A 22,208-nucleotide genomic window follows, 5' to 3' on the forward strand; every position below is an offset into this window, starting at 1 on the left:
GAGGCCCTGTTCGTATGCGCCCAGCGCCCCGCGACCACCCGATCGGGACTCCCGTTCGACGCGCATCTCTCAAGATCGAAAAGACAACAGCTTCTAAGCTTGGCGTTTAACCTCGCTGGGTTTGGTGTTCCTTGATCGATTCGGCGCGTTTGACGGTCTTGCCGACGTCGTGGCGCCTGGCCCGTTGTTTGTTTTTCGAGCCGGGAGGCCGTCCGGGGCCTGGTCGGGACGGTTTCGGCGCGCTTGCTGGGCGGGCTGCTGTCGCGCGGACGTTGCGAAACCCCCGGCGGACCCGGGCGGGGGTGAGGCGGCGGGGTTCTGCGGGCCGTTCCCAGGGACGGCGGAGGTCCTCGGCGAGGGGCCGGGCGAGGCGGAGCTGGGTGTGGGCGGCGATGATCAGCCAGGTCCACAGGTCGGCCGTGTCGGGGTTCCTGACCTTCGGGGCGGTCCAGCCCAGGGTCTGTTTCATCAGCCGGAAGGTGTGCTCCAAGTCGAAGCGGCGGAGGAAGGACTGCCACCAGAGGTCCACCTCCGCCGGTGCGGCGGCGGTGGCCGAGCACCACAGCCAGACCGGTTTCGGGTCACGGTCACCGGGCAGGCGCTCGACCTTCAGTTGGATCAACGTGCCGTGCAGGATGGGGAGTTCTTCTTTGACGTGGTTCAGCCAGGGGCCGCGGTGAGTGAGCCGGGGGTGCATCCGGTTCCAGGCCGTCGCTCTGGCCGTGCCGTAGCGGGTGGTGTCCGTGGCGGTCGTGACGTCGGGCTCGTGCCAGCTGTCGGGCTTCTTGAACGTGAGGACGCCGCCATGCCGGCGGGGGCGCCCGCCCCGGGGAGCCGACCGGGCGGGGCCGGGGTCGCGGAGCATGACCCGGTCCGAGCGCAGGCGCCCGACCAGTACGACGGGCAGGTTGGCGAGAGCGTGGGTCAGGTAGGCGACGTCGTAGCCGGAGTCCATCACGATCAGGATGTCCGGGTCGCCCGGCCTCCAGTGCCCTGCACTCGTCAACCGCCTGACGACATCGTGGAGTTGGTCGGCAGTGACGGTCGTCGCGTCGTCGGCCGGGCCCAGGCGGACCGCGTCCAGGAGAGCGACCCAGGAGGTGCGGCCGGACTCCAGGGCCGCGACGAAGGAGTAGGGCCAGCCGGGCACCAACTGGTCCGAGCTGCGGTCGCCGCGTCCGTAGACATGACAGAAGAGCCGGTCGCCGCTGGTGGGAGCGTCGGGTCGCAGCCAGTGCGACACGTCCACGGCGAGCACGATCCGCCCGTCGGCCGCCTTCGGCAGCGGCAGGCCCGCCAGCGCGCGGCGCAACCGTGTCGGCTCCAGCCATCCACGGTCCAGGGCCGCGTACAGCGCACCGTGCCCGCGCCGGTGCTCGACCGCCAAGGAGAGCTCGACCAGGGTCTTCACCGGCCCGTCCGCGCACAGCACCGCGTCGGTGAGCTCGAAGAGCGCGTCCGCCCGCTTGTAGAGACACTCGTAGAACTCGACCCGAAAGCGGGACAACAGACCCAACGCCTCGATTCCGGGCACCCCGACAGGCAGACTCATGGGCAGCGGCCGTTCTCTCGTGCTTTGTGACTCGACATCTCGAAGCGTGGAGAACGGCCGTCTCCGCTGTCCCGTGAAGAACCGCAGGTCAGCAGGACGAGTGACCCGCGAGGTTAAACGTCAAGCTAAGTGACGGGAAGAGCGACTCTGACGAGATTCAAAGAGCCCTATCAGGGTTGGCCGCACGGGCAACCCGGGCGGTCAGCGGCGGGATCTCGGCTCCGGAGTGAGGCTGGAGGGACACATCGGGCTCCCGGGGAACGAGGGCGGGACGTTCCAACGAGCCTGACGCAACGTCACGATCGTAAACTGCCATCCGCTGAGTAAGCCCGGGGCGCGGTGCTGGGATCTCTCCCGGTCCGTTTCCCCGGACTTCTCGCCGAACCCGCCGTGCGCCTCTCAACGCAACGGGCTCTCCACGGTTGCGGCAGCGGAACCGCCGGACCTGTAACTCGATCATCACTGGACGCCCGGCTACTGCCGTGTCGGCGAGGCGGCGTACGTATCGGCTGTGCACTCGGCCCGATGTCGTCCCGCAGGCGGGACACGCGGCCCGATCGGCCGATGCGCGGGCCCGCACGACCACCAACTCGCCGTCGACCACTGCGTTTTCGATCATTACACCTTCGACCTGGTGGAACCACAGGTCCTGGAGGAACACATCACCCACGGCCGTTCATGATCGCGGTTGTGGTGACCCTCCGTGGCTGCGGCACGGAAAGTGATCCAGAACCACGGTTCACGGAACGGCGACAGCCCAGGATCAGGAACTGTGGGCCTTGCTGATGAACGTGATCGCTGCGCGGTGGGCGCGTGCCTAGTGTCGACGTCCTGCGGCGGGGCGGCTGGGGTGATGGCGGCATGCGCGTGCGGGTGCGGCAACGCTCCCGCCGGTCGGCGTCAGCGTTGGCGGGGGCGCGGGTGGTGTGGCGGGGGTTCGTCTACTGCCAGAAGCATTCGTCGATGACGATCTGTGGATCCGCGGTGCGGGGTGCGAAGTGGTACCGGAGCCATCCGCGGCCGTGGTCGAAGTAGAGGACGTGTTCACCGCTGGGGCGGGTGGACTGGACGGGTTCGACGCTCATGCCGGTTGGCAGGTCGCGGTCGGTGTCGATGCCCCGAAAGTACGGGTCTTTTGCGATGACGAGTTCGGCGCGGGCGGCCTCGACCATGGTGCGGGCCTGGGGCGGCAGTGCGTTGTAGTTGCTTGTGGCTTCTTCGGTCCAGTCGGCTTGCCAGGGTGGGCCCATGAAGTTGTCCGTCACTGGCCTGGTTCCGCTTTTGCCGCTTCGCGGCGGAGCCGTCCGGCTTCTTCGATCATGACTTTGGCGCGGGCGAAGTCGGGTTCTTCGGCCGCTTGGTCCTCCAGGCCGTGAACGTGTGCCTCAAGTTGGGGGTTTCGGGCCAGGGCGTATTCACCCCACCAGCGGGCCATGAAGGCGGGGACGGGCGCGAGGTCGTAGGCGTCTGCGATGTCCCGGCGCCAGTGCCGGTCGAAGTCGACAAGGAGTTTTGGTGCGTGCTGGGCGATGGCTGCGCGGAGGGCTTTGGGGTTGCGTTCGGGCATGGGGGGGACTGTCCCGTGGTGCCCGATGGATGCGGTGGTCATAGGTGGCCGGTCCCTTCGTGGCGGTCGGGTCAGGCGGCGAGAGGCGACGGGGTGATGCCGCTCTGGGCTTCGGGTTGGAGGGTTGCGGCGCCAGCGTCTGCCAGGTTCGGCGTGACGGTCATGGTGATGGACAGGCGCCCCTGCGTTATGGCACCGATCAGCTTGCTCACGAGGGTGGCCATATTGGCGTAGCGGCCCTGGTGCTGCCTTTTCTCGTCCGCGCGCTGCCAGACGGCCCCACTGATGCGCATGTTGACCTGCTTGCGGCCTCCGCCGGCGTCGATGTCCTCGATCGCCGCGGTGGGAATGAGGTCGCGGGCGTAGGAGTCCAATGCGATCTCGAGGGCGCGGGGGCCGGTGAGCTCGAGGGGGGCGACGGTGTCGATGAACTGCGCCCACGCGTGGGGGCTGATGTACGGTTTTTGTTGGCGGCGGGGCGTGGGCGGCATGCTCGGGCTCCTCCTGGTGATGTCCAGGACAGCGTAAGGTGCGTTTGTACCTAGTGGCAATCTTGATCGCTAGTGTGAGGGTGTCGGCTGTCTGGTTGGTCCGGTAACGGTCTGCGCGCGGCGGTTGCGGGAGCCATGTAGGTAGATCCCGATTGAGGGAATGGCCAGGAAGCGGAACCGCTGGCGCAGTTCCAGTACCGCGGCTGGTGGTCGTGGTAGTCGGACACCTTCACGTAGCCGCCCGGCATGGTGTCGAGCCGCAGGGCAGGGTCCCAGGCGCCGGTGATCTCCTGGGGGAGGTTTGCGACGTTGTCCGCGTCGACCTGTGCGGCCCATGCGGTCAGTTCGTGCCCGAGACCGCCCCGCCATGCCTGGAGGATGGGGAAGAGCTGACCGCAGTCGTCGGCCAGGGCGATCGCGCGCGCCTCGCGCGGGCCGGGGCGCTCGGCGTACGTGGGAGTGTCGGGGCGAGTGCGCTCGCCCAGCGTCATCAGCCAGCGCATGATCACACCTTCTCCTTCGTAGTCGGGTATCCCTGGGCACTTCGGCGGCGGGCGCGGCCGCGCTGCTGCTGGGCACGCAGAGAGGTGGCCTCGCACCGGAACTTGTTTGCGCGCGCCCGCTCCTCGGCGGCGCGTTCGCAGCAGTAGGGGCCCTGCCACGCGAGTACGTGGATGTGGCGGGCGAGCGAGCCGTAGTAGTCGGCCAGCGCCAGCATCAGTACGGGATGCGGGTGGGCGGTGAACAGGCGCGCGATGGTCCACCACAGGGCCACGGCGGCTGTCAGAGTACGGAACGTGAGCTCTTGTCCGTTTCGTGGTTGAGGTTGGGGAAGGACCGCTGGTCGCGGGTGGGGGGTGGCCCTCAGGCGTCGGGGCGGGCGAACAAGCCGGGTTCGGGTTCGATGAGGATGCCCCGGCTGACCAGGCGTTTCAGTTTGGAGCGGATGCCTTCGGTGTTCTTCGGAAGGATCGGCAGGTCGAGGGCCTGGCAGAGGTCGCGGGCGCGCATCGACCGGCCCGCGTCGGCCAGGGCGGTGAGTATCTGCTGGTAGGCGGGGTGGTCCGGGATGTCGGGCGCCTCCGGTTCGGCGGCGGGTGAGGGCAGGGGGAGAGTGAGGAGGGTCTTGCGGGTAATGCGCAGGTTCTCGCTCTCCGCGTCGAGTTCGCCGAGCTGCCGGGTGAGTTCTTCGATGCGGGCCCTCAACTCCCCGGCCTGGTCGGCCAGTTCGCGCTCGTGGGTTTCGATGTGTTCCAGGATGTCTTTGACCTGGGGGTTCTCGCTCATGCGGTCCTGAAGGAGGCGATGGTGGCTCCGGTGAGGCGGCGGCTCATGACGGAGGTCATCGCCCAGAAGACGCGGGAGCGGGAGGAGTCGGGCCGGTGTTCGTAGTCGCGTACGAGACGGCGGTAGAACATCAGGATCCCGTTCGTCTGCTCCACGATCCACCGCTTGGCCTGCGGGACGAAGCCCTTGTCGTCCGGGTTGCGCTCGACGATCTCGACGTCGATGCCCACGTTCTTGCCGTGCTCGACGACCTTCTTCTTGAAGCCCTGGTCGACCAGGGCCTTGGTCACCGTGTCGCACTGCTCGGCGACACCGTTCAGCAGGGCGATGCCGGCGGTGTTCTCGTGTGCGGAGGCGGGCAGGACGACGCAGTCGATAACGAGGCCCAATACGTCCACGGCCAGGCATCTCTTCCTGCCCGGCACCCTTTTCGCGGCGTCCCGGCCCGTCGTCGTGGCCGGGACTCCGACGGCCACGTGGATGCTCTGCGTGTCCAGGACCACCAGACTCGGGTCGGCTAATCGCTTCCGCTTCTCCCGCAGCTGCCAGCGCAGCAGATCGTGAATGTCCTGGTCGGTGCCCTCGTCGCGCCAGAGGTAGAAGTAGTACTTCACCGCTCCGGGCGGGGGCATGTCGTGCGGCAGGAACTCCCACTGACAGCCCGTGCGATTCTGGTAGAGGATCGCGTTCACGATCTCCCGCATCGCGTACTTCCCCTGATGCCCGCTGACCGACGGATGCCGGGCCTTCCACGCCGCGATCACAGGTTCCACGAGCTCCCACTGCTCATCGGTGAGATCGCTCGGGTACGGCTTGCGCATGCTCATGCCACAACTCAAGCGGACCCCGAACGCCTGACCGGCAGCGATGCCCCAACGTCACACCATCGAGCGATGACAAGACCGACGGAACGCCACATCCCGCACTCTCAGGTCGCGGTCGGCGGCCTGCGACTGGGCCTGACAGCGGACGGCGTCGGACGGCGGCCTGTGCGGCGGCCCAGTTGAGGAACCGCAGGAGTCCGGGTGTCTTGCGCAGCCTGGAGGCGTCCAGGATCAGGGGCAGGTCGTCGCGGTGGGCGACGTGGTCGGCGCAGGCGCGCAGGACGGCGGTGAGCGTCGCGGCCGTCTTCGGTGACGGGTCGTTCCCGGCGGCGGTGGACAGCGGGTAGACGGACACGTCGGGGCGGTTGCTGTAGGTGCTGGGGTAGCGGGTCAGGCTGCCGTGGTAGCCGCTGTGGAGCAGCAGCAGCCGTCTACTGGCAGGCAGCCACCATCACCGACAACGCCGACCCCCGCGACAACCACCAGGCCTTCTACCGACTGCGCCGCCACGCCCGGACCCCCCTCCCCTCTTACCGATTCACGCTCACCAGCGCTTCCGCACCGTCCGGCACTGCCTTCGCCTTCCACAGATAGCCAGACCTGAGCGAGACCCGGCCCAAATCATCGACGGCTGATTGCGCACGCTCTTGCCGGACGGTCTGGCGCAACGCTGTGACCTCCATGGTCGGGTCCGTGGTCGGGCCCGGACCGCTCGTCGTCGGCGCGGCGAGGCCCATGGTCGAGGCCGATTGGTGTCTTCGGCATCCTTCTCGGGTGCGCTGACCTGCCTGGTTGGCGCACCGCTAGCGAGCAGGTCACGAAGGCCGCGCTCGGGGCCTCGGGGTCGGCCGGTGCGGCGAGCCGGACATCACATTGTCGGTCGCCTGTGCGGTTCCGGCCTGCGTGCGGCCACTATGCCGTGGCTCCCGGCCGTTGTTCCGTGTGTGTGGTGTGCCGTTGCTGTCGGATTTCCCGCAGTGACAGGAGGAGAGCCGCCAGGTTGAGGGGGAAGGCGATGGCGTTGGCGATCTGGGGGATGTCGATGGCTCGCAGGAGGCTTGCTGCGGCCGCGACGGCGAAGAGGGTCAGCGGGAGGTATCTGCGCCATGCGGGGATGTGCCGCATCCGGGCAACGGTCAAGGAGGCCCAGAGAGTGAGGCAGAAGACTGCGATTCCAAAGACGACGACTGCGATCAGCATGTGATTTCTGTCTGTGTAGCGGGCCGGTCCGGCGCACCGGACCGGCCCGAGCGGTCGGTGAGGGTCAGGGCTGGATCAGCCGTGTGTGTACACGATGTGGTAGCTGGAGACGTAGGTCATGGATGTCCTGGTCCAGCTCCAGCCTCCGGTGCGGGTCCACCTGATGTTGGTCCACGCGATCCGGTAGGTGGTGCGGTCGCGGTAGGAGTACTGCCAGCGGGTCTCGAACGTGGCGAGAATCTTCTGCCTGCCCCAGCCGTACCAGGCCACGACCTTGCATTTGAAGACGTACTGCTTGCGGTACCGGTACTGCCGCTTCCATGCGGTGATGGGCAGTGGGCCGTAGTCACCGCTGACCACGTCCCAGATCCAGTGGTAGTTGTAGTTGTACCAGCTGCCGTAGCTCCAGCGGGTGGTGCGCAGGACCTTGGTGAAGCTCCGGCCCGTCCAGGCGTACTTGGGGATGCGGCAGGTGGCGCAGCCGGTGATGTCGTCGCTGTTGACGGGGTCGGCGCAGGCGTAGTCGTACGCGTTGCAGCTGCCGCCCGGCACCGGATCGGTGGTCAGGAAGCGGCCGGTCGCCGGGTTGTACAGGCGGACGCCCATGAGGGTGAGGCCGGTGACGGTCTCACTGGAGCGGTGCATGCCGCCGTCCCAGCCGTAGCGGACGGTGCTCGGGCCCCCGGTGGGTTTCCCGTACTCGTCGGTGTTCAGCACGGTGGGGGCCTGCCCGGGGTCGGCGGGCAGCTGCATGACCACGTCGCCGTGCAGGTTGACGAGTTGCAAAACGGTGCCGCCGGTCTTGCCGGTGGTGGCCACCAGCTGTCCGTCGAAGCCGTTCACGTTGCGGGTCAGGGCCCCGGTCGCGGTGTCCTCTACGACCCAGCGCGGGCTGTCCGCTTCGGAGCCGTAGTGGTTGACCTTGGACTGGGTCTGTGCCCAGCTTCCCGAGGCGTTGGATTCCACGGTCCAGCCACGGAAGCGCAGCTGCGCGTCGAGCGTCCACGTCTGGCGCAGGTTACCGGCGGTCTGCCGGCGGACCAGGTCGTTGGCGTAGTACCCGAGCGTCGTACCCGCAGCCGTGGTCGTGCGGCCGAAGGCGTCGTAGGCGTAGCCGGAGTCGACCAGCCGGTCGGCGCTGTCGTAGGTGTGGCCGACCGTGGTCGCGCCGCTGGCGGTGCACTTCTGCCCGGGGTCGGCGGCCGAGGTGGCCGAGGACGTCCGGTTGGAGTTGTCGTCGAAGGTGTAGGCGCGCGTGACGCAGATGGCGTCGATGGTGTCGTCTTCGGCCTTCACCAGCCGGCCGGCCTTGTCGTAGCCGTAATTCTGGTTGGAGGTCTGCCCCGACGAACCGGTGTAGCGCGACCGCTGTCCGTGGACGGTCGGGGTGATGGATTCGGAGAGGAGGACCGCGCCGTCGCTGTCGCGGGTGTAGGTGCGCTGCGTGATCATGCCGACCGGGTTGACGGTCTGCCGCAGTGTGTAGCCGCCGGGCAGGGTCTGGGACCGGACATGTCCGTCGGCGTCGTAGCCGACGGTGAACTCGCCCGCCACGGAGTCCGTGATGGACGTGGGCAGGTCACGCGGATCGGTCGCCGTGTCGTAGGCGTATGACGTGCTCGACGGCACGTTGTCGCTGACGAGAACCGGTCGGCCCTGAGCGTCGTACTGGCTGGTGGTCACACCGCCGTCGGCGTCGGAGTAGGAGATGAGCCGGCCGAGCTTGTCGTAGGCCTTGGTGATCGTGCCGCCGTCGGTGGACGTGATGCTGTCCACCTTGCCGCTGTCCGGGGCGAAGGTCGTGGTGACCGTGGGAACAGCCGTTCCGACGCCCCCGCTGACGGTGACCTTGGTCGCGCGGCCGGCGCTGTCGTAGTCGGTGGTCTTGACCCTGGTGCTGCCGTTCGCGGTCTCCGTGAGCTTGGCGGTGTCGCCCCAGCGGCTGTACTCCGCCGTGGTGGTCACCAGCTCCGTGGGGTTGGAGCCGCCCCCGGTGATGGCCGCGGCGGGCCGGGTGCGGCACACCTCGTCGGCCCACTCCGGCCGGGCACCGCACACGCCGGTGCCGTCACCGGTGTAGTAGTCGGTGATCGTGGTGCCCGCGTCGGAGCCGGCGGAGCCGGCGAGGCTGCGCGTGATCTGCCGTCCGCCGCTGTCGTAGGTGGCCTTCTCGGTGATGGCCAGACCGCCGGGGTCCTGGATGGTGCTGGTGGGCTTTCCGATCTGCCAGTCGTAGACGGTCTGGGTGATCCGGGCGTCGGCAAGCAGCGTCGGCCAGTTGCGGGGCTGTCCGCCCTCCGTCCGCTTGGTGACCTTGTCGGACACGGATGCCGTGCCGTCGGTGGGGCGGCCGCCGTCGTACTCGTTCACCGTGCGGTGGCGGGCGACAGTCTCGTCACCAGCGGCCGCGACTGTTGTCGTGCCGTCCTTCAGGTCGTGTTCGAGGACGGCGCGCTGCAGCGGGCTGAGGACCTCCAGTTCGCGTGTGCCGTCGGCGTTGTAGGTACTGCGGTTGGAGAGCAGTTCGGCACGTTCCGCTGCCGGCAGGGCGGCGATGCCGAGGTCGGCCAGTTCGGCCTTGTCGGCGTCGGTGGTGCCCAGAGCCAGGGCCCGGTTCGCCGCGGACAGGTCCCGCACCGCGTTGCCGAACTGGTCGTACTCGGTCGTGGTGACGTTCTTGGCCGGGTCCAGTGTGTTCACCTCGCGCGCCGAGGCGTCCAGGTAGTGCACCATGGCCCGCCCGTAGCTGCCGCCGGTCAGGTCGTCGCCGTAGTGCGAGGCGGGGGTGGAGCCCACGGGGAAGACCGCGGTGGCGTCCGTGGGGGCATCGAGCTGTCCCCAAGCCTGGACGTCGCCGGACCCCATGGGCTGCGGTGCCTTGGTCCCGGTGAGCGGGACGCCGTAGACCACGGAGGTCGCCGCGGTGTTGCCGTCGATCTGGTCGGCGGAGCCGGGCGTCAGCGTGGGACGGGACACCGTGAGCAGCATGCCGTCGCCGGACACCGGGTCGGAGCCGACCTTGCCGTAGACGAACGTCCAGGGCAGCTGTCCGGGGGGCGTCATCGCCGTCACCCGGCCAGCGGTGTCATAGGCGTACGTCGTCTTCAGGGCCGGGGAGATCCGCGGGTCCCAGGTCTCGCGCAGGCGTCCGTCGGCGTCGTAGGAGTACTTCGCCACGGTTGTCGCGGTCGAGGCCGTGGCTCCGGGAGACGTGGCCCACACACGGATCTCGGAGACCTGGTCCTGCACATCGCCGAAGGTGTCGGCCGTCGCGGTCGTCGAGGTGGCGTAGACGAACTCCAGCACGCGGCATCCCGGGGTGGCCGGGTCGGCCTCACAGGCGCCCACGCTCACCGCGCTGGTGGCGGCGATGACGTGCTTGGGCCGCGCGAGCACCTTTCCGCCCACGGTGACGGCTTCGGAGACCACCTCGGTGGTGGAGTGCGCCTGTCCGTCGACCAGCGACCGGGAGACCGTCCAGGCCTCGGCGGCGGAGTCCACCTTGCTGAAGATGGTCACCGTGCCGTCGCTGCCGGAGAGGGTGAAGTCCCCGCTGCCGAAGTTCCCCTTCAGCGTCAGGTCCTCGGCGCCGGGCTCGGGAACCCAGCCGGTCTGGGCCGCGTCGGCGGTGAAGGAGGTCGTCTCCCCGTCGGTCGACACCACGTCGAGCGAGGTCGGCGAGGTCTTGCGCAGTTCGGAGTAGTCGGACTGGACGGCCTGGGCCGCCGTTCCGCTCACCCACTCCTTGCCGAAGATCGGTGCCTGGCCGTCCTGGGCCGCACCGGCCTGGGGCGAGCGGGACGAGGAGGCCCGGGTGACCGTCATGTCGAACAGGGAGACATCGGTGCCGGACAGCGTGTAGTCGCCGGTCAGGAGGTTCAGGGAGCCGGGCCCGGCCTCGGTGGCGGAGGCTCCGTCGGCGTTGCGGTCGACCACCGCCGGCAGCGGCTGCGTCGCGCCGGTCGCTCCGCCGGATCCGGTGAAGTCCGCCCTGATCTGAATCGAGCCGTCCGGGTCGACCGTATCCGTGGTGTTCCACACCAGGGGGGCGTTCTTGCCGCCGGTCAGCGGTACCGGCCAGGCGGTGAGCGGAGTGCCCCCGGAGGTGACGTCACCGGCCGGGACGGTGACCCAGGAGTCGGCGTCCGAGCGGCGCCAGGAGAAGGAGACGCTGTCGTACTTGCTCGCGTCCGCCTCGGCGACCAGCGGCAGGCGGCGGGCGGTGCGCTCGCCGTCAGCGGGCTGGACGAATCCCCCGGGGCCCGCGTGGAAGGTGTACTCGGCCGGATCGGATGAATTGTCCGCCTTGTCCACCGACCGCACCAGCAGGGTCTGGGTGCCGTCCTTGGGCGGGGTGACGCTGATGGCGACATCGGCGGCGGAGCCGCCGGTCGGCACCTTCGTCCAGGTCACGCCGTCCAGGGACCACTCCAGCCAGTTGTGGTCGGAGGCGGGCGGAGTGACGGTGAAGGTGCCGGCCTGGCCCGCGCCCTTGACCCACTGGCCCGTCGGGTAGTCCGTAGAGACGATCTTCGCCGGGGCGGCCGGTGCCTTGGTGTCGACGGTGAACGTCTTCCACGCCGACCAGCCGAGGTTGTAGTGCGTACCGTCGTACGGTGACGTGCGGAACTTGTATGTCTTGCCGTCGCTCAGCAGCCCGGACGGCACGGTCACCGAGGCGACCTGCCCGGACGCCACCCACGCAGACACCAGGTAGTTACCGACCTGTGTGTCGGTAGCCGAATCCCGGATCTCGAAGGTGCCGTTGACGCTGTCACCGTCGGCGTCGACGAAGGTGTCCCGCAGCGTCGGCGTGCTGGTGTTCACCACGTAGTCGCCGCCGTAGGAGAAGTACGGCGGGCCGGCCTCCTGCCTGGTGCCGGTACGCGGCCGGTAGTTGTAGTTCACCACCAGCTTCGGCGGGTTGGAGGCGGCGTTGGCGGAGTTCACCCGCTTCCACTGCGCCACCACTGACTCGTCACTGGCCCGCAGGCCCAGGTGGCTGCGGGTGGCCTTCGCGGAGGCCCACTCCTGCACCAGCGTGGTCACGTCCGAGTTGATCCAGCCGTCCGGCTGGGTGGAACAGCCCGGGTTGCCGGTCGTCTCGGTAGAGGTGGCCTTCTTCGCGATCCACGACGGCTGCGCGGTCCAGCGCGAAGAGGTCGAAGCCGCCCCGGCGGACCACACCTCCCACGGGTAGGCCTTGCAGTCGGTGTTGGCGGAGTGGAAGTTCCACAACGACAGCTTCGCGTCCAGGACCAGCACATCCTGGATCGGTGTGGTGTCCCACGTGATGAAGGACCGCGCTGTGCGCGGTGTGCCGTCCGCGTTCTTCGTGCCCGGATTGCCCAGGTCCAACTCGGTGTCGGTGGACCAGTCGACGGTCTCGCCCTGCTGGACATAGGTGTCGAAGACGTTCGACAGCGAGGCGGTGGAAGGGTCGACGGTGACCGGGTACATGGTGTCCGGGTCGGCGAGGAACTTCGCGTCCGGGGTCACCACCAGGTCGATGGAGGAACCTTTCTGCACCACCTTCAGGCCGACCTTGGCCTTGTGGGTGTGCTCGCCCGACCGCTTGTCGATGGTGGCGTCCCACATCACCGGGGCGGGCATCACGGACCGCTTCTTGTTCTTCTTGTCGGTGAACAGCACGCTGCCGTCCGACAGTTGCTTCGCCTTCAGCCCCTTGGCCCTCAGCGGCAGCGTGTAGGAATAGCCGTCCGAGTCCGGACGCTGCTTGATGTCGACGTACTGCTCAAAGCCGGTCCTCGTGGCCTCGACGACGACGTCCGCACCGGGAACGGCGTCGACGTACTTTGCCCGTGTCCCGTCCAGCTTCGGCTTCGGCAGGCCGCCCTTCCACTGCAGGGTGATCTGCCGGTCGCCCTCGCCGAGCGTCACCAGATCGGTCGCCTTGGCCTTGCCCGCCGCCTTCAGTGACGTCGCGAGAGTCCCGGACTTGCCGGCCAGGCGCAGTCCGCGCGGATGGGCCTTCGGCTCGACCGCTCCATCCGCTTCCCGGACAAGACCGAGGTCCACTTCGCGCCAGGCGCCCGTGGCCTTGTCCTTGAACCGGACGGGTCCGGCGGTGAGTTCGGTGGTGAGGGATCCGTCCTTGTTCGCCCAAGTCGTGGAGGTCTCCGTGCGTTCGGACAGCGCCTCCACCCGCTTGCCCGACAGCCGGGCGGCGACCCGCGCGGACGGAATGTCCGCAGCCTGGGTGGCAGCCGCCCTCTTCGGGGCCTTGGTGTTCTGCGGCAGGGGAGCGGCAGCGGTGTACGCGCTGTCCAGCAGCGTGACGGCGAGGGCCAGCGACAGGCTGCCCGCTATCCAGCGAACGCTCGTCTCTGACCAGGTATGTCTGCGTTTGTACCACGCAGGCTTGTGCACCATGCTGATTCTTCACTCCGCTCTTTCACTCGCATCACCGGCGTGATGCCGCCCGCGAAAGTACCTCGGACAAAAAAACAGCAAAGTCATCCAAAGCGCAGTAAAGTCGCCGTCATTCGCCAGATAGTTACCGAAAAGACGTCCGCATCGGGGCGAGCACGGAGTCGCACGCTGGGGCGGATATGCCAAGTCCGGACGGAGTTGGAGAGGGTGGTACACGTCGCCCACCGTAGGCAGGAGACGATGCTGATCCCGAAGACGACCCATGAAGCCGAGCACCGATCTCCTGACGGGCGTCGCAGAGTCAATCGCATGTGCGGTCCCTGCCGGAGTCTGCGTCTCAAGCAGCGGTTGACGGAGACCACATCGCCTGGCTCTTCGGCTTGGCCAGAGGGCCGCCGCGGCCTCCGCGGCGCCCCCTGTCACTCCCTCCCAGCTGTAAGCAAGGAGGTGCGGCCCCGCGCCGTACAGCCGTGCCCATGACGGGGCGCACTCATGCGGGCCGCGTGCCCGCGCTACAGCCCGGCTCCGGGTTCGTCGGTAGTCACGGTCCGCAGTGGCCGCTGTCCCCGTTCGTCGAGTTGGGCGAATTTCCATCCGTAATCGACGGTGATGGAGCCGTAGTAGTTGACCACCGAGCTGCGGGCCGGGGGAGATGTGCGCATCTACTCCAACCACCTACCGGACCCACCGCTTCGCCACCGGGGCCCCAACCCGCGCGCTGCCTAACCGTGAGGGTCAGCGGCGGATATGAACCGTCACGTTGACGATCGCGCCGCGCACAGGGTCCGGCCAGAGGGTGTGCTCAGCGCTGTGGTCAGACCCATGGTCGGGGTTGGTCCCGGCCCGGTCGGGGACGCTGGGGGCCGTGGTCAGGGGTGTGGAGTTTGCGCTGCCTCGGCGATGCGTGTGATGCCTTCCTCGGCGTTGTGGACCATGTCTTGGTGGTCGATTCGAGCGCCGATCTCCAGAACGCGCTCGTAGTGTTCACGGGCTTGGGAAAATATGCCCGCGTGTTCCGCGCAACTGGCGAGGCGTATCAGGCTCCAGCCCGCGAGGACGTCGTCGTGCGAGGCCAGGCCGACCTGCACAGCGGCTTCGTAAGCCTGCTGGAGCAGGTGGTCGATCTCGGTGACGACGGGATCCGGCGTGGCAGGTCGGGGGACTGGGCCGCCGGTTTGGCCTCGGCGATGGCCCTCCACCGGTAGTACCACGCGTTGAGTTCCAGGTCATCGTTGGCCGGCGGCTCACATTCCCGGCCGAACTCGTCCCACGACATGAGCGTCCGTACGACCCACAGCAGCCTGTCCGTGCCCGTGTAGCCACCATTGAACATCGTGTTCAGCGTTGCAAGAGCGACCGGGGGGTGTGTCCGGGGTGGGGTGTGGTCTGGGGGCGGGTTCGGCACGTCACGGCGTCGGCCCGGGCCGGGGGTGGTCGGGGGCCCGCGTCTGGGATGGTGCCGGCGGGCCGGTGTGGGTAGTCGCGGTCCGGGCTGGACGGATGTGGTCCGGGGGTCCGCGTCGGGGGTGCTGTCGGCGAGCCGGGGCGATCGGTGTCCCGGGCCGGGTGCCGTGTCCGGGGTCAGGTGTGGTCTGGGGTTGGGTGTGGTCTGGGGGCGTGTACGGGGTGGTGCCGGCTTGCCGGTGTGGGGCGGTCGCGGTCCGGGTGAGGGGGGCGGGGCGGGTTTGGTGCGGTGCTGGCGGCCCGGGGCCGGATCGGATGGCGTTCGGGGGTTGGGTGTGCGGAGTGTTGTCGGTGGGCCTCGGCCGGGCCGGAACCGCGGCATGCCCGCCCCACACAACGCACCACCCCGGCCCCGAACCGTGATGGCCCCCCGTGCCGTGTCCGGGGTTGGAGGTCCAAGGTGGTGGTCGGCCGGTCGTATGGGGTGGTTGCGGTGCTGTGTCGGGCCGGACTGGGGCGGGACGGAGTACGTGCAGAAGCGGGCTTCCGTCGGGCCGCCGGTGTGTCGGTTGTTTTCGAACTCCGGTGTGGGTGAGGGCAGTTCGAGTGGGCGGAGACGCTGCTGCGCGGTCCGCCTGGGTGCCGGCGGCGACGTGCCGGTGCGTCCGGTGGTCGGTCGGTGTGGTGCATGGCGTGGGTGTTTCTCCGGCGGCCGTGTCGCGTAACGGTGCGGTCGGGTGTGGCCCGTGTGCCGGTTCGACCTCCGGTCCGCCGGGTGCGGTGTGGTGGAGGCCGGTTGGGGTGGTGGGTGCGGTCGTTGTTTCCTCCGGTCGGTGGCGGGTGTGTGGCGTATGGGGACGGCCTGGCCTGTCGCGCGTGCCGGGGTGGTCCGCGTGTCGGCATGTTCCGGTGGGTCTCGCGTAGCGGTGTGGCTCGGGGCGTCCCGGCGTGGTGCGTCTCGTTTCGTGTACCGGTGTGGTCCGCGTGCCGGTGCGGCTGGGCCTGTACGCGGGTCCGGCCCTGGCGGCCCTTCCGGCCCGGGGCGTGGACGGTGGGCGTGGTGGGGGTCTGCGCGGCGGCGCTGGCCGGTGCCTGTGGGGCGGGGTGGTGCGTTCGCTGTGGGGGTGGGGGTTAGGTGAAGTGGGTGAGGTGGTCGGTGGCCCAGGTGGTGTAGGGGCGGGCGGGGTGGCCGGTGGTGTCGGGGATGGTGGTGCGGACGTGTGCTTTGGCTCCGGCTTGTTGGCGGCGGGCGCTGTGCAGGAGGGCATCGACGACGGGTTCGGGGTGGTGGTGGCGCCAGGCGGTGCGGGCGGCGTGTTCGCCCCATTCCTGGCAGTGCAGCCGGTGGCCGAGGAGGTGGGCGAGGTGGGCGGTTTGTTGGATGGCGGTGAGGGCGGCGGGGCCGGTGATTTCGTAGGCGTGTCCGGCGTGTTGGGGTTCGGTGAGGGCGTGGACGGCGAGGTCGGCGACGTCGCGGGGGTCGACGCAGGCGACGGGGGAGGAGCGGTGCAGGGCGTGGACGGTGTGTTCGGTTCGGATGGTGGCGGCCCAGGTCAGGGTGTTCGACATGTAGGCGCGGGGGCGTAGCAGGGTCCAGGCCGGTCCGGCGGTGCGTACGAGGTCTTCGCAGGCGCGTTGGCGGCGGGTGATGGTGTCGTCGGCGCCGGGGTCCAGGACGGCCGCGGCGGAGAGTTTCACCACCCGTTCGATGTTGGCGCGGTGGGCGGCGCGCAGGAAGCGTTCGTCCCATCCGGTGGTGAGGGGGCTGGTCACCAGGAGGGCCGTCGTCACGCCGCGTACGGCGCGGGTCAGTGAGTCCTCGTCGGTGAAGTCGCCGCCCACCACCTGCATGCCGGGGCGTGTTTCGGCGTAGGTGTCGGGCCGTCGGGTCATCACCCGCAGCGCGTGGTCGGGCGGGAGGCGGCGGACCACCTCGCGTCCCACCGTCCCCGATGCCCCCGTCACCAGGATCACCCTGTGCCCTCCCCCTCGTCCGCTCGCCTCGTGCGCTTCGTGGCCGGTGACCTGCCCGCCCGCCGCCCGGCCGCTGGCGGCAGCCCGTGGCCGGCGGCCGGGCGGTCCCGTGCCGCCCCCCGGCCGGCGCGCGGGCGCCTGGCGGGCGGCGCACCTCCCGCGCCGGCCGGGCCGCCCCGCCGGCGCGGACGCCCGCCGGGGCGGCCCGGGCGGGTAACCCCGTTCCCGGTCCGTCGCCGGCGGTCCGCGCTCGGCGGTCCTTTCCGTCGCGGGACCCGGGCGCTGCCGCGACCGCATCGCGGGCTCCGCGCGCCCGGCACCCCTGCGCAGACCGGTACTGGCCGCCGGGGCGGACACCTGCCGGGCCCGGGCCCGCCGGTGGCCCGGGTGCGCATCTCTTTCCCCGGTGCGCCTTCGGCGTCGTGGCCGCCCCGGCGGGCCGCCTCGCGTGGATCCCTGTCCTGGGGCCCACGCGAAGCGGTGCCCTGCCCCGTGCCATGCCCCCGCTCCGCGTCCGCGCGCGCCTCTGCCGCGGAGCCGGTTTCGTGCCGTGGCTCAGGCCGCGTCGTGCGGGCGGTGGGGGGAGTCCGGCGGCGGCCCTGTGTCGTGGTGCGTGCCGGGCGGTGCGGGTCCGGCGGGCGTGGTGTCCGCTGGCCGCGGCGGGAGGGCGGGGCCGTCGTCTGCGCGGTGGCCGGGTTCTGTTGCGGGGTGGCCGGTCCGTTTGCGGGGTGGCCGGTCCGTGCCGTGCGCGCCGTGCGGGCGGTGGGGGGCGGCCGGTGCGGGGGATGTGCGGTGGTGCGGTCGGGCGGTCGTCGCCCCGGGGTGCTGCCTGCCGTGCGGTGGTGCGGTGGTGCCGTGCCTGGCGTGCGGGTGCCTCGTGCTGCCTGTCGCGCGGGTGTCTGGTGCCGTGTCTGGTGTGCGGGGTGCCGTTGTTCGCCGTGGGGGGTGCGGCGGTGGGGTGGGGGGTTAGTGGGGGGTGGGTGGGGTGGTGGTGATGTGGCAGGTGAAGGCTTCGGTGGTGTTCTGGTGGCCGGTGACGTGGATGGTTTCGGTGTGGCCGTCGGGGGTGTGGGGGTGGGGGGTGTGGGGGTGGGGGGTGTGGTGGTGGGGGGTGGCGTGGATGTGGCAGGGGGTGTCGAGTTCGACGTAGTGGGTGAAGGTGGCGTGGAGGCGGGTGGGTGGGGTGGCGGAACGTTTTGCCGCGGCGGCGGCCTGGCGGGCGGCTTCGAGCAGGACCATGCCGGGGACGTGGTCGACGGGGTGGTCGAACAGGACGGGGTGGCGGGTGTCGGCGCGCAGCTGCCAGTGGTGGGGGGTGGGGGTGGGGGTGAGGACGACGTCGGTGGGGGAGGTGCGGGCGACGGTGTGGGGCGGGGCGGGGGCGGTGAGGGGCAGGGGGTGGATGGCGGTGAGGTCGTCGCGGCCGCGCAGGCGGCGGTAGACGGCGGGGGTGGCGGTGTTGAAGGAGGCGCTGCCGGTCGCGGCGGTGTGGCCTTCGCGGCGGAGGGTGACCTCGTAGCGCAGGTGGGCGAGGTGGCCGGCGCGCAGGGTGGTCTCGGTGGCGGTGACCGCGAGGTCGAGGGCGGCCGGGGCGGGGCCGACGGCGAGGTGGCCGGGGTCCACGGCCACCTCGAGGTGGCGCATGAGGAAGTGGTGGCCGAGGGGGACGCCGTATTCGGCGTGGGCGAGGAGCGAACCGACCTGGCGGATGGTTTCGGCGGCGATGAGCGGGTCGTGCAGTCCGTCCGGGGACGGGGTGAAGAAGCTGTGGGCGCGCGGCCACTGGGCGGTGACCGAGAAGTGGTGTTCGTCGCGGCGCTGCCAGCCGGTCAGCATGACCTCGGCGACGGCCGCGCGGTGCACGAACTCCTTGGGCACGGTGGTGGTCAGCGACGGGCGGCAGGCCGTCACGTGCGGCGGGACGGCCGTCTCCTCCTTGGTGTCGTGGTGCGGTGCGCGCTCGGCCGGGAATGTGATCGCGGGCATGGCTTCCCCCTGGGGCCGCGGTGATGAGTGGTGCGACGGGTGGGTGGCGCTCGAGCAGGAAGATACATACCAACCGGTTTCATTTCTAGCGGTAGCGGGGACTCCGCCTCGGCGGGATGTGGAGGCCGCCCGTCCGCTCGGTGTGCTCACACGTGTCCCGCTGCGGCGCCGCCGCCCGGGCCGGGCCCGCCGGCGTTTCCGGGTGCCTCGAGCGGGCCGCGAGCGTTCCTCCAGCGCGGGGCCCGATCGTGGCCGGACGCCGCCCGGTGACCGGGGGGCCGGGCCCCGTGCGCCGCGCCTGCCCGGGCGGCCCGGGCGGCCCGGACCGGCCCGGACCGCCCGCACCGGGCCGAGCCGCCCGCCCGCCCGCACCGCACCGCACCGCACCGGGTCGGGCCGTCCGCGTCCGGTCTGCCCGGGCCGTCCGGCCGGGCCGGTGTGTCCCGCGGCGGGGTGCGCCCGGGGTGTCCGGGGGTGCCGGGGGTGTGGTTGCGGGGGTTCGGGTGGGTGGTGCGGGGCTGGTGGGGCTGCCCCGGCCACTACAAACCGTCTTTGCGGTTTGTTAGGGTGGGGGTGAGGTGATGATCGGTTCCCTCCGTCCCGCCGGGTGGCCGGGCGGGTCTGTCCGGCGGGGGGCGGAGGCGGGTGCCCGGCGAGTGACGGAGTGCGTGATGGTGAAGCAGGAGCGGGCGGCGCGGACGAGGGAGAACCTGATCAGGGCCGCGGCGGAGGTCTTCGAGCGGGAGGGGTATGCGGTGGCGTCGCTCACCGTGATCAGTTCGCAGGCCGGGGTGAGCAACGGTGCGCTGCATTTCCACTTCGCCAGCAAGGAGGTGCTGGCGCGGGAGGTGGAGCAGGCCGCGGCGGATGTGGTGCACAAGCTGGCCGAGGGGTGCCGTGCCGCGGCCGGCGGCCTGCTGGCCTCGCTGGTGGAGGCCACGGCCCGGCTGCTGGCTGCGCTGGCGGAGGATTCGCTGGTCAGGGCCGGTTTCCGGCTCGGGCACGATCCCTCGCGCCAGGGCGGGGACGGGGGGCTGTGGCGGTGGTGGTCCGCGTGGGTGCGGGACCTGCTGGTCCAGGCCCAGCGGGAGGGGGAGCTGGCGCGCGGGGTGGCGCCCGCGGACGTCGCCGCGGCCTTCGTCGCGGTGACGGCCGGTGTCGAGGTGCTCTCCGGCCTGGAGGGCGGCTGGCTCTCGCCGGAGCGGGCCGGCCGGTTCTGGGCCTTCCTGCTGCCGCTGCTGGCCGCCCCCGGCCCGCCCCCGGCTTCGGCCCCGGCCCCCGCCTCGCCTTCGTCCCCGCTCCCGCCTGCGGCCCCGCCTTCGTCCCCGGCCCCATCCCCGCCCCCTGCTTCGTCCCCGGCCCCGCCTGCGGCCTCGCCTTCGTCCCCGCCCCCGGCTTCGTCGCCGCCCGCGCCGGGCGCCCCCGGGCGGTCCGCCCCCGGGGAGTCCGGGGCCCCCGGGGGGTCCGGCCCGGCGTAGCCCCCCCGGGGTCCGGCCCGGCGCGGCCCCCGGCGGGATCCGTCCTCCGGGGGGCGTCCGCTGGGGGGGATCCCCCGGCGGAATCCGCTTCTCCCGGCGGCCTGTTGGGCCGCCCGCTCCCGGCCGCGCTGCCCCCGGCCGCCTGCTCCCGGCCGCGCTGCCCCCGGCCGCCTGCTCCCGGCCGCGCTGCCCCCGGCCGTGTTGCCCCCCGGGCGGCCGGGTGGACCACCCGGCCCCGGTCGCCCGTGAGGGGCGGTCCGTGAGGGGCGGTCCGTCCTCGGCCGCGCCGCTCCCGGTGGTCCGGGGCCGGTGGTCCATCCGTTGCCGGGCGGGTCGTTCCCGGGTGGTCTGTCCGGGGAGGGCTGTCTGCCGGGTGGTCCGCGTCCCGGGTGGCCGTCCTTGGGGTGGTCCGGTGCCTCCGGGGTGTCGGTTCCCGGGCCGTCCCGGGCCGTCCCGGGCCGTCGTGGGCCGTCGTGGGGCAGGGTGCGGGTGGGGTGCGGGTGGGTGGTGCGGTGTGGGCCGGGGGTGGTGGTGCGGGGTTTCCCGTCCGGGTGAAACCGTCTGACAGGTTTTCTTGTGGTTCGGTCAGGTGTCCGGGTCCTTCCGGCCTCTTTGATGGTCTGCCGTAGTTTTTGCCCGGAATGGCGGGGTATTCCGGTCCGGCTCGCGTCCGTCTCGAGGCCGCGTCGAGGATAAACAGGGTGCCCGGTACGGCATTGACATACCGCCCGTGCTGTTTTTTACTCGGGGTGGTAGAGGAGTGCTGCAGACGGCAGCCCACAGGGCGGGGGAGACGGCGTGGACATCGATGTTCTCGGCACACTCGCGATACGGGAGAGGGGTGTGTCCGTCACGCCCACCGCGCCCAAGCCGCGCCAGGTGCTCGCCCTGCTGGCGCTGCATGCGGGGCAGGTGGTGCCGGTGGCGGTGCTGGCCGAGGAGCTGTGGGGGAGCAGGCCGCCGCGCAGTGCGCGTCCCACCCTGCAGACCTACATCCTGCAGCTGCGTGAGCTGATCACGGTGGCGCTGCGGCACGCCCCCGCCCCGGCCGGTGTGGCCGCCCCGGCCGCTCTGGCTGCCCCGGCTGCCCCGGCCGGTGGGGTCGCCTCGGCCGGTGGGGTCGCTCCGGCTGCCTCGGCCGTGTCGGCTGGTGTGGCCGGTGGCGGTGGTGGGGTGGGGGTGTCGGCGAAGGAGGTGCTGCTGACGGTGCCGGGCGGGTATCTGCTCAAGGGCGGTGAGGGCACCAGTGATGTGCGGGAGTTCGAGCGGCTGGCCGGGTCGGGGTACCGGGCCATGGATGCCGAGGACTATCCGCGGGCGGCCCGGCTGCTGCGGGAGGCGCTGGCGCTGTGGAGCGGTCCGGCGCTGGCCGATGTGCACACCGGTCCTCATCTGCAGACCGAGGTGCGGCGGCTGGAGGAGAGCCGGCTGTGTGCGCTGGATCAGCGGGTGGAGGCGGATCTGCGGCTGGGCCGGCACCGGGAGCTGCTGGCGGAGCTGACCGTGCTGGTCGACCAGTATCCCACGCACGAGAGTCTGTGCGGGCAGTTCATGCTGGCGCTGTACCGGTCCGGGCGGCGCGGTGAGGCGCTGGACGCCTACCAGCGGATGCGCGCCACGCTGGTGCGCACCATGGGCCTGGAGCCGTCCGCCGCGCTGGGCAAGCTGCAGCGGTCCATCCTGATGTCCGGCCCCGGGCTGCTGCCCGCCGCCCGCGCCGCCGGCGCCTCGCCGGCCCCGGTGGGCTGAGCGCGGGCCGTCCCGGCCGCGGGCGGGACGGCGGGGCCCGGGCCTGTCCGGTATCCGGTGGGACGAACGCGGACTTCCTCTCCACACCCCCCCGGGGGGGGCGTGGAGAGGTCTTCCTCACCCCGGGGGGCGGGCGGACCGGTCGTGTGCGCCGTGCGGTTTTCGGTGCGCGGTTCCCGGTGGGTGCGGCCGGGGGCGGGGCACGCGGCGGGGGTTTCTGCGGCGCGGGGCGGCGGCGCGTCCGGTGGGTGCGGCCGGGGGCGGGCATGGCCGGTGTTCCCGCGCCGGCGCGGGCCCGGCCCC

17 protein-coding genes are annotated in these 22,208 nt (G+C 71.0%); 3 read left to right on the forward strand and 14 right to left on the reverse strand.

All coding sequences use genetic code 11. The features are described from left to right. Positions 1 to 106: 106 nt before the first annotated feature. From ACIRPX_RS43135 to ACIRPX_RS43190, 12 genes are all read right to left on the reverse strand, one after another. Positions 107 to 1,552 (reverse strand): NF041680 family putative transposase, encoded by a 1,446-nt coding sequence (locus tag ACIRPX_RS43135; RefSeq protein ID WP_404205603.1) that lies wholly within the window; start codon positions 1,550 to 1,552, stop codon positions 107 to 109. Between the two features lie 157 nt (positions 1,553 to 1,709). After that, complete coding sequence (locus ACIRPX_RS43140; RefSeq protein ID WP_404205634.1) at positions 1,710 to 2,171, reverse strand: transposase family protein; 462 nt, start codon at positions 2,169 to 2,171, stop codon at positions 1,710 to 1,712. A gap of 322 nt (positions 2,172 to 2,493) precedes the next feature. Then, a complete protein-coding gene (locus tag ACIRPX_RS43145; protein ID WP_404205604.1) occupies positions 2,494 to 2,802 on the reverse strand; it encodes a hypothetical protein in 309 nt (102 codons plus the stop codon). Between the two features lie 11 nt (positions 2,803 to 2,813). Further along, positions 2,814 to 3,119 carry a hypothetical protein gene (locus tag ACIRPX_RS43150; RefSeq protein ID WP_404205605.1) on the reverse strand — a complete coding sequence of 102 codons (306 nt, stop codon included), beginning with the start codon at positions 3,117 to 3,119 and terminating at the stop codon, positions 2,814 to 2,816. Between the two features lie 71 nt (positions 3,120 to 3,190). Next, entirely contained in the window at positions 3,191 to 3,610 is a 420-nt protein-coding gene (locus ACIRPX_RS43155) for a hypothetical protein (protein WP_404205606.1), read from the reverse strand. A 50-nt stretch (positions 3,611 to 3,660) separates the two neighbouring features. Continuing rightward, the gene (locus tag ACIRPX_RS43160) at positions 3,661 to 4,119 is read right to left on the reverse strand and encodes a hypothetical protein (protein ID WP_404205607.1); all 459 of its coding nucleotides are present in this window, start codon (positions 4,117 to 4,119) and stop codon (positions 3,661 to 3,663) included. Continuing rightward, positions 4,116 to 4,385 (reverse strand): hypothetical protein, encoded by a 270-nt coding sequence (locus tag ACIRPX_RS43165; RefSeq protein ID WP_404205608.1) that lies wholly within the window; start codon positions 4,383 to 4,385, stop codon positions 4,116 to 4,118. The genes ACIRPX_RS43160 and ACIRPX_RS43165 overlap by 4 nt, the downstream gene beginning before the upstream one ends. 89 nt (positions 4,386 to 4,474) lie before the next feature. Continuing rightward, complete coding sequence (locus ACIRPX_RS43170) at positions 4,475 to 4,897, reverse strand: hypothetical protein (protein ID WP_404205609.1); 423 nt, start codon at positions 4,895 to 4,897, stop codon at positions 4,475 to 4,477. After that, on the reverse strand, positions 4,894 to 5,724 hold the full coding sequence (locus ACIRPX_RS43175; protein ID WP_404205610.1) for an IS5 family transposase: 831 nt from the start codon (positions 5,722 to 5,724) through the stop codon (positions 4,894 to 4,896). Before ACIRPX_RS43175 ends, ACIRPX_RS43170 begins: the two co-directional genes overlap by 4 nt. A 909-nt stretch (positions 5,725 to 6,633) precedes the next feature. Continuing rightward, the gene (locus ACIRPX_RS43180; RefSeq protein WP_404205611.1) at positions 6,634 to 6,921 is read right to left on the reverse strand and encodes a hypothetical protein; all 288 of its coding nucleotides are present in this window, start codon (positions 6,919 to 6,921) and stop codon (positions 6,634 to 6,636) included. Positions 6,922 to 6,996: 75 nt separating this feature from the next. After that, on the reverse strand, positions 6,997 to 13,314 hold the full coding sequence (locus ACIRPX_RS43185; RefSeq protein WP_404205612.1) for a DNRLRE domain-containing protein: 6,318 nt from the start codon (positions 13,312 to 13,314) through the stop codon (positions 6,997 to 6,999). Positions 13,315 to 13,826: 512 nt separating this feature from the next. Next, the gene (locus ACIRPX_RS43190; protein ID WP_404205613.1) at positions 13,827 to 13,976 is read right to left on the reverse strand and encodes a hypothetical protein; all 150 of its coding nucleotides are present in this window, start codon (positions 13,974 to 13,976) and stop codon (positions 13,827 to 13,829) included. Between the two features lie 279 nt (positions 13,977 to 14,255). Here ACIRPX_RS43190 and ACIRPX_RS43195 point away from each other — a divergent pair, with 279 nt between their 5' ends. After that, a complete protein-coding gene (locus tag ACIRPX_RS43195) occupies positions 14,256 to 14,519 on the forward strand; it encodes a hypothetical protein (RefSeq protein ID WP_404205614.1) in 264 nt (87 codons plus the stop codon). 1,330 nt (positions 14,520 to 15,849) lie between these two features. Here ACIRPX_RS43195 and ACIRPX_RS43200 read toward each other — a convergent pair. Both ACIRPX_RS43200 and ACIRPX_RS43205 read right to left on the reverse strand, forming a co-directional pair. Next, the gene (locus tag ACIRPX_RS43200; protein WP_404205615.1) at positions 15,850 to 16,683 is read right to left on the reverse strand and encodes an NAD(P)H-binding protein; all 834 of its coding nucleotides are present in this window, start codon (positions 16,681 to 16,683) and stop codon (positions 15,850 to 15,852) included. A gap of 975 nt (positions 16,684 to 17,658) precedes the next feature. Next, positions 17,659 to 18,678, reverse strand: coding sequence for a ScbA/BarX family gamma-butyrolactone biosynthesis protein (locus ACIRPX_RS43205; protein ID WP_404205616.1), 1,020 nt, complete (start codon positions 18,676 to 18,678; stop codon positions 17,659 to 17,661). 671 nt (positions 18,679 to 19,349) lie between these two features. On the opposite strand from ACIRPX_RS43205, the gene ACIRPX_RS43210 reads away from it, so the two are divergent. Then, positions 19,350 to 20,156, forward strand: a complete 807-nt coding sequence (locus tag ACIRPX_RS43210) for a ScbR family autoregulator-binding transcription factor (RefSeq protein ID WP_404205618.1) — start codon at positions 19,350 to 19,352, stop codon at positions 20,154 to 20,156. Positions 20,157 to 20,954: 798 nt separating this feature from the next. Then, positions 20,955 to 21,905, forward strand: coding sequence for a BTAD domain-containing putative transcriptional regulator (locus tag ACIRPX_RS43215; RefSeq protein ID WP_404205619.1), 951 nt, complete (start codon positions 20,955 to 20,957; stop codon positions 21,903 to 21,905). Positions 21,906 to 22,208: the final 303 nt, after the last annotated feature.

Source organism: Streptomyces sp. NPDC101225 (genome assembly GCF_044767585.1).
Classification (GTDB): Bacteria; Actinomycetota; Actinomycetes; order Streptomycetales; family Streptomycetaceae; genus Streptomyces.